Annotated in this window: 6 protein-coding genes; 1 reads left to right on the top strand and 5 read right to left on the bottom strand. The window is 69.0% G+C overall.

Annotated features, from left to right (window positions below; translation table 11 throughout):
• Window positions 1–180: 180 nt before the first annotated feature.
• Window positions 181–2,319 carry a radical SAM protein gene (locus KBI5_RS20020; RefSeq protein ID WP_085016113.1) on the bottom strand — a complete coding sequence of 713 codons (2,139 nt, stop codon included), beginning with the start codon at window positions 2,317–2,319 and terminating at the stop codon, window positions 181–183.
• A gap of 660 nt (window positions 2,320–2,979) precedes the next feature.
• On the opposite strand from KBI5_RS20020, the gene KBI5_RS20015 reads away from it, so the two are divergent.
• The gene (locus tag KBI5_RS20015) at window positions 2,980–3,435 is read left to right on the top strand and encodes a ribonucleotide reductase (protein WP_232235064.1); all 456 of its coding nucleotides are present in this window, start codon (window positions 2,980–2,982) and stop codon (window positions 3,433–3,435) included.
• Between the two features lie 24 nt (window positions 3,436–3,459).
• On the opposite strand, the gene KBI5_RS20010 is transcribed toward KBI5_RS20015, so the two are convergent.
• The 4 genes from KBI5_RS20010 to KBI5_RS19995 all read right to left on the bottom strand — a co-directional run.
• Window positions 3,460–4,596 (bottom strand): DUF6624 domain-containing protein, encoded by a 1,137-nt coding sequence (locus KBI5_RS20010; RefSeq protein ID WP_085016111.1) that lies wholly within the window; start codon window positions 4,594–4,596, stop codon window positions 3,460–3,462.
• Window positions 4,593–6,170, bottom strand: coding sequence for an AMP-binding protein (locus KBI5_RS20005; RefSeq protein WP_085016110.1), 1,578 nt, complete (start codon window positions 6,168–6,170; stop codon window positions 4,593–4,595). Before KBI5_RS20005 ends, KBI5_RS20010 begins: the two co-directional genes overlap by 4 nt.
• Window positions 6,167–6,820, bottom strand: coding sequence for an HIT domain-containing protein (locus KBI5_RS20000; protein WP_085016109.1), 654 nt, complete (start codon window positions 6,818–6,820; stop codon window positions 6,167–6,169). Before KBI5_RS20000 ends, KBI5_RS20005 begins: the two co-directional genes overlap by 4 nt.
• A partial coding sequence (locus KBI5_RS19995) for an AMP-binding protein (RefSeq protein ID WP_157902556.1) occupies window positions 6,804–7,670 on the bottom strand: 867 nt, incomplete at its 5' end. The genes KBI5_RS20000 and KBI5_RS19995, both read right to left, overlap by 17 nt.

The raw sequence follows: 7,670 nt of genomic DNA, 5'->3' as shown, positions 1-7,670 counted from the left end.
CCGCGATGAGCCATGACGAGCGGGTCTGCCACACCTGGGTCAAGCACCTGCTGCGCCAGACCGGCCGGTTGGAGGAGTACGCCGCGTGGAAGCTGGTGACCTACGCCCGGTTCTGCCCSGAGTTCAACTGGGTGCCSATCCCGGAGAAGWCCGGCGCCTGAYCSSSCRCGGGYCSGMGGGTCAGSTGGCACAGGAGTCCRCCGCGTTGATCAGYGYCCAKCCGCTGGCCGCSGACCATCGCCGGTRYTCGRYSGYGAGMAGCKCYKCGTGCTCRYGGTCGAGGRCGGKGAGCAGGTCGCGCACGGTGGCCGCGAGCTCGCCCCGCAGCAAGGCGAGGCGCCTTTCGAGTCGCTGCCAGATCCGGGCGTCCAGGACGGCCTCGGCCGTCGGATCATGATGTGGCGGCTGGGTGTCGATTTCGGCGATCAGGTCGCCGAGTAGCAGGTAGCTTGCGTCCTTCAGCACCCTACGGGCCTCGCGGATCAGGCGGCGCGGCTCGCCGTCGAGGATTTTCTCCGTCGACTTGAAGGTGTAGTCGAGGGCAAAGTGCCGGTCGACCCAGCGTTGCGCCCAGCCGGCGGCGACCCCGATCCGCCAGTCCGCGTAGCGGGCCTCCACCCGCCCCATCGACGGCGTCACCGCCCCGGTGAGACCGGCCCGCTGGACCTGGCGGGTGTAGGCGGCGCCGATCAGGCATTCCATGCCGACCAGCAGGTAGGAGATCCCCCGGTAGAACGGCATGCCCGCGCTGGCCGTCGCGACGAAGCGGCCGTCCCGCACTCCGCGCGCGACCTCGGCGGCGGGAATATCCGGTTGCGGGGCCAGGAGCAGGTCTGTGCGCCCCTGGAAGGCGTGGGTGGCTTTCAGCTCGTCGAGGGTCATCAGCGGGTCGAAGGTGATGTAGGTGAACCGGGTCGGCACGCCGAGCGCGGACAGGGTCCGGACYGCCAGCACGTTCTGGTCGCCGGTCGTCCCCTTCGCGAACCGCTCCAGGACGCTGTCCACCCCGGACTCGACACCCAACAGCATCCGCCGCAGACCCCAGGCGACCAGCATCCGCCACATCTCGGCGCGCTCGGCATGCCAACCGAGGTCCCGGTCCGGGTCGACGACCTGGTCGATGCGGCAGCTGGACTCCCAGCCGAAGCCCGCCCCGCGCAGCAGACCGGCTAGCCGCAGCGCCCGGCCCGGGGCATCGGGGCCGCGGCCGAGGAACTCCTCGTCGACCAGGTACAACGTCCGCGACACCCGCGGGTAGCGGTCGAAGACCGCGCCCAGCTCGCCCAGCAGCCACGGCAGCCGCTCGACACCGGCACCCGACCAGGCTCCCTTGTGATCGCGGGGGCAGAACGAGCAGTAGCTGGTACAGCCCCGGCTGGTCTCCAACTGTGCGACACCGTGACGGTCCAACGTCGCCGGCAGCAGATCGAGCTCGGGAACGACATCCGCTGTCACGTCCCGGACGACGGGTTTCGCGGTTCGCCGCCGTCCGACCGCCAGCCCGCCCCCACGGGGCGCTCCCACGTAGCCGAGCGCGGGGACCTCGTCGAGGCCGCCGTCGCCGTGCCAGTGCGCCAGCAGGGCGCTGATCGTCGCTTCCCCACCCGCCCTGGCGACCAGCAACTGGGGAAACCGGTCCAGCAGAACCCGCTCGACCCTGGCGGTGAGACTGCCACCGGCGACGACGAGCGGCGGATCAACGTTGGCGTAGACCACCTCCAGCAGGCGGGTGAGCAGGTCGTACTGGCCGAACGTCGCGGAGACCCCGAGGACGTCCGGCCGGTCCGCCTCGACGCGAGCGATCAGGTCGTCGAGGGGGAGACCGAGCTGCATGTCTGCCAGCGACACCGTGCCGAGCAGCGTTCCCCGGCCCGCGCGCGCCACCGTGCTGATGCCCAGCGGGAACCGCGGCAGCGGAAACGTCTCCGGGTGATAGAGCGCCGCCAGGAGAACATTGGGACGCGACAGCCGGCGCACGGCATCCTCGGCCAGCATGGCCAATGACAGCGACGATCCTGGATCTTCGATGACGACCGACTCTCGCGCCCACGGGGGCCAGGCCCGGGAACAGTGCGGCTGACCGGACAGATCCGCGACGACCCACCGATCGTCGAGCCGTTCGACGAAGACCAGACGGCGGTCAAGCGTGCCCGCGACCCGGACTCGGCCCACCTCGTCCGCGAAGCGTCGTTCCACCCAGCCGCGCAGCGCACCGGGATCCAGAAAAAGATCACTCTGAGGTGGCGTGGGGGCTGAACTCGCGCCAGCGAGGCGCAGGGCAGCGGACAGCCGGGCGAAGGGCTCATGCGGATGCTGCATGGACTTTGCCTCCGGACGGACGGTGCCGAAGCCCTGCCCTGAGGCTTCCAAAAGGTTTCGGCGGTTGTAAAGGTCCTGTCACTGTCCGCGACCTGGCGACATGAGTCATTCCCCGTACTGCGAAGAAGTTCTTCGGTACCGAAAAGGGCCTCCACCTGCGTAAACAGCGGAGCCGGGCCGCGTTACTTCCAGCGCGACCGGGCCTGCAGGGCGACTCACTGGTGAGAGGTGAGTGCCTGTCGCAGCGGACGCGTCGAGGCTCCCGCGAAGCAGGCTGGATTCATCGCCGGAGAAGTCGGCGGGGCCGGTCTCGCAAAGCCTCGGTTCCTCTTCGCCTCCCCCGGGCTCGTGGCTGAGACATGCGGGCGCGAGCCCCCGATGTGGGCGGGTCGCGACTGGCGCGGTCGGAAGAAGTCGGACACGCCGAGCCTCGACGTCGAGAGGGGATGACCGTTGCCCTATGCTGACCTCTCGGCCGCACCACAACATCTGGCGCCCCTCGCTATGTAGTGACGCTATCTGTTGTGATCATTACTGGATGTAGCTCGTCAGAATGAACATGTCGATCGAGAGGAACGCGCCGTGGTTGACGCGACGTCGACGATGGGAACCCGTACGCCCAGTGGCGTGGCACRGCGGGCGCCACGCCATCGTCAGTCCATGACGAGAGCCTTCACGGTTGGGGGCGCCTACGGCTTCATCATCGCGTCTCTGCATACCGACGGTTCGCTGGCGGACGTCAATCTGATCATGGCGAAGCAGGGATCCACCTTGCGTGGAATGACCGAGACCGTCTCGTCGGCGATCTCGACCGGTCTGGCACACGGAGTGCCGCTGGCGACATACGTTCGGCAGTTCGCTGACCTGCGGTTCGAGCCCGCGGGAATGACGGACGATCCGGAGATCCCGCGAGCTCTGTCGATCATCGACTATGTGGTCAGGCGGCTGGCGCTGGATTTCCTGCCGCTGGAGGATCGCACTGCGTTGGGCGTCCTCACGCCGCTGGAGCACGCCGAACTCGCGGCCGAGTCGGCACCACCGCCGCCCGCGTCGTCGAACACGCCGCAGTCGCCGAGATTCGCGCCTTTCGACATCCCCGTCCAGGTCTCCTACTGAAGCGCGTCGGCCTGACGGGCCGCCTCAGGCCGCGTCGGTAAGCGCACGACATGCTGCTGCCAGGGCACTGTCTATGTCATTACTGATTGTGACGGACGGCAGCATGTCGAAGCTGCACTGCGGTGAGCCCTTGGCGATGATCACGGGTTTGCCGTAGGCGAGTGCACAGCCGATCTCGGTCGTGACGCCGTCGCTGCGCCGGCTGAGCGGGTAGGCGAGGAGAAGTCGGGCGCGGGCGATGTCGTCGATGCAGAGTTGGGCCGCGAGCTGGTTGAGGACGATGCCCGCGTCGAACTGACTGCTGGGTCGCGTGAGGGGGTCGAGATCGATCCAGCGAGCGGTGGATTCCAGGGGCAGTGGCATGCGGGCGCGGACGCGCCGGATCTCCTCCCGGTCACGCAGTGTCGCCGCAAGGTAGACACCGTGACGGTTGGCGGAGTCTTCCGCGGAACTGTGCGTCGTCGGCTGCGGGGTGCGTGGTGGCGGCAGGACGGCGATGGTGGCCGGTGCCGGTGGGTTGACGGGTGCGCTGCGGGCCTGCCGGTAGGGGGTGATCGGGCAGTAGGCGTAGGGCGTGTCTTCGGCCAGAGTCGGCAGCCCGATTCGCTGCCGCTCATCGTCGACCTTGCTGATTTCGACGGTGGGGTAAAGGAAGCACGGGCGATCGTCACGGACGAGGACGAATGTTCCGTACCGCTGCTCCTCGCCGCGCAGGGAACGGTCCCGGTCGGTCAGAAGCGCCAGATGCCGAGGATCTGCTCCGCGATGTTCCCAGGCGTCCGCCATGTCACGGAGAAGGTCGCGGCGGGTCTCGGCCTCGGTGTCGGAGTGTTGGAGGAGCAGCCAGGCTGCGTCGCGGGCCGCAGGGTGGGTCGGAGGCGGCCAGCCCCATCTGCTCAGTGTCGCGAGGACCTGAGCGGTCGCGGCGGTGGAGACAGCTGCGTAGGCGGCGAGTTCGGGTGTGCCGGCGGTGAGGTGCGCTGCCCTGCTCGGGAGCAGCGTCAGGGGCAGAGGCCAGTCGGGGTAGTCCAGGGCCGCGGCGACCTGGGATTCGAGCTGGGAGTCGGTGACGAGCCGGGTCAGGACGGCGAGGAGTGCCTGCTGCTCCTGATCGGCGAGCGTGATGAGGTCAGCCCACGCGGTGGTGTCGGGTGTTGTCATGAGCTGGCCTCCTGGTCGCTGAGGAGCTGGCGGGCGCAGACGAGGTCGACCTTCCCCACCGGGGTTCGGGGTATGACGGCAAGGACCCGGACCACCCGTGGGATCTTGTAGCCGGCGAGGTCGCCGCGGATGTCGCCGAGCACCTGCGCGAGTCTGCCGCCAGCGCGGAGCTGCAGGACGCAGCCGACGGCGCTGCCGAGCCGCGTGTCGGGAACGGCGAGGACAGCGGCATCAGCGACATGGGGATGAGCGAGGAGCGCGGCAGCGACCTCGGGCGCGTAGACCTTCTCGCCGCCGGTGTTGATGCAATCCTGCCCACGGCCGAGCAGCTCGATCTTCCGGGACGGCAGAAGTCGGACGAGATCCCCGGACAGGAGGTAGGTGCGTCCGTCCTCGGAGTGGACATAGCGGTCGGCCGGAAGGGCGCCCTGAGGGTGAATACCGGCTGGGAGCGGTTGGTGGACGGCCACACGGCCGATTTCGCCGACGCGGGTCGGTGTTCCATCCGCGCCGAAGACCTGGGCGTGGCGGCCGAGGTCGAAGTGCCCGGTTGCAGGCACATGACCGGAACGGGCAAGAGACGATCCCAGGCCGGTGGCCTCGGTGGCGCCGAAGGTCTCGACCAGTCGCAGATGCGGAACGAGGGCGAGGAGTTCGGTTTTGGCCTCGGCGGTCCAGGGCGCACCCGAGGAAGTGACAGTGCGCAGTGCCGACAGGTCGATTTCAGGACCGGCGCGGATGATGTCGGTGAGCGGGCGCGCGTAGGCGTCGCCGACGATGGCCAGGGTGTCAGCGCGGTGCCGCACGACCGTGTCGAGCACTCCGGCGGGTTCGTAGGAGGCCCCGGGCACGGTGATGACCATCCCGCCAGCGCACAGCGCGCCCAGCGCCCGGGTCAGACCCGAGCCGTGACTCAGGGGGCTGGCGACGACGATACGAGCGTCGGCCAGAGCCAGGGCGGTCCGCGCGGGAGAACGGGTCAGGTCATGGCGGGCCCAGGGGTTGTGGGTGTTGAGATTGTTGAGTATGTCGGCGACGCGCCAGGCCACTGCCTGAGGAGTCCCGGTGGTTCCACCCGTACATTTGATCATGATGCGCTCGGTTGATCCATCCCGCGGCGGCACCGAGGAGAGGCGCTCAGCTGCGCTGACCACAAGCAGTGAATGAGCGCCAAGCGGTCGGATCTGTGTCTCCTCGCGGAGACCGTCGCCAGCGTGGAGCGCTGCGATGTGAGAGCCGGAGTCCGGGTCGGAGATCGTCGCGGCGGGTCGCAGGAGGCGGAGCAGCTGGTCGAGTTCACGGGAGCGGTAGCGCGGGTTGAGCTGTGCAGGTGTCGCGCCAAGACGCAGAACGGCAGCGAGGCTGACGAGATGCTCAGGGATGTTGGGCAGGCAGAGAGCGACGACCTGGCCGGGTGTCACTCCTCGCTGGCGCAGATCGTCCGCGACGGCCGCTGCCGCCGTGTCGAACTCCGCCCAGGTCCACGCCAGGTCGCGGTGGACCAGCGCAGTCGTGTGGGGCTGCAGCGTCGCGATGTGCTGCCAGAGGGCCGTGAGGGTCCATGAGGTCGTCATGACATCTGCCTGGCCGTGACGGGGGCAAGGTCGTCGACGGTGCGGCGGATGAGATCGGTGTGCGGGGCGGCTTCCCAGTCCCAGGCGCCCTCCTCCAGCCGCGGGTCGAGCGTGGCGACGACGTGCCGCAGCCGAATGCGCGGCTGTGTGTCGGTGGGGACCGGGTAGACGGCCAGCGCACCGCTCTGATCGCGAACGGTGATATAGGAGTTGGTCGGGTCGGTGGGAAGGCCTGCGAGGGAGGCGATGGGGTAGCCGGTGAGCCGGTCCGCCAGCCAGCCGTGCAGATCCGCCGTGGTGGGCAGGAGATGGAGGTGCCCATGTTCGATCCGGCGCTGCCCGGCGGCGTTCAGGCCGTACTCGAAGCCGAGCACCGGGCTGTCGTACCGCTCGGCGAGCCGCACAGCCATCTCGCGCATCAGTGTGTCGACGCCGGCTCGGGCATCCCGATCGAGACCTCCGAGAGACAGGACATGGGCCCTGGGGACGAGGAGCAGGTAGCCGRCTGTGTAGGCCCCGATGGTCGGGATCGCGGCGGCATGCGCATTCGCCGCGAGGACGCGAGGCTGCGCCTCGGCAAGATGCCGCTGCAACGCGCAGTCGATCACGGCCGGGTCGAGAGCGGCGCAGAGGTCACAGATCGACGGCATGGGCAGTCGCCTCCGGCGGACTGGGACGGATCAGGTCAAGACGGACGGGGCGCTCGGGCGCGGCAAGGTGGGCGGCGCAGTAGGCGTGGAGCTTCTCCGCGGTGAGCGTCGGGGCCCGTGTCTGGACCTCGGCGATCAGCCGGTGGCCGTAGACGGTGTCGGGGACTGCGGACACCGTGCAGTAGTCGATCGCGGGGTGCGCGGCGAGTACTGCGTGGACGTGTGCGAGGGCGACGTTGACGCCGCCGACGATGGCCCGTCCGGACACGGCGACGGAGGCGAGATGCAGCAGCCCTGTGCTGTCGAGATGGCCCTGGTCACCGACGGTGTGCCAGGTGCCGGGTGGTGGGCATCCCTCGGGGAGGAAATGGCTGGTGAGCCCCACGCCGCTGCGCGCCTCGACCGTGCCGATGGTCCCCGCCGGGGCCGGTGCACCGTCCGGTCCGCAGATCCGAATCTCGGTCCCATTGATCGGGAGGCCGCCTGCGGCGTCACCGATGCGGAGTGTGCCGTCGTACCCGGCGGAACCGTAGTACTCCGCGATCCGCTCGGCGCCGAACACGGCTAAAAGACGGGCACGGAGGTCGGGCGGACAGGGCTGGGACGAGTACACCAGCCAGTCCATTGAGGAGGAGGCCTGGGCGACCACGGTGTCGCCGACGTCGTCGAACAGCCGACGTAACTGAGTGGGGACCAGGAAGATCCAGCTCGGTCGATGCCGGTCCGCATATGTGACCCAGACTTCGGGGGCGTAGACCGGGCAGATCACGACGGTGCCGCCGAGCAGAATCTGCCGCACGGCGAACTCGAACGGACCGTTGAGGTGTAAGGGCTCGCAGATTATTAACGC

The sequence above is a fragment of the Frankia sp. KB5 genome (assembly GCF_002099325.1).
Lineage (GTDB): Bacteria > Actinomycetota > Actinomycetes > Frankiales > Frankiaceae > Frankia > Frankia casuarinae.
Note: the sequence above shows the minus strand (reverse complement) of the source record. Positions and strands in the feature narration are given on the sequence as shown.

Excerpts from the sequence above, each read along its gene's own strand:
- KBI5_RS20015 (WP_232235064.1), top strand. The coding sequence starts at position 2,980 with ATGACGAGAGCCTTCACGGTTGGGGGCGCCTACGGCTTCATCATCGCG.
- KBI5_RS20010 (WP_085016111.1), bottom strand. The coding sequence starts at position 4,596 with ATGACAACACCCGACACCACCGCGTGGGCTGACCTCATCACGCTCGCC.
- KBI5_RS20005 (WP_085016110.1), bottom strand. The coding sequence starts at position 6,170 with ATGACGACCTCATGGACCCTCACGGCCCTCTGGCAGCACATCGCGACG.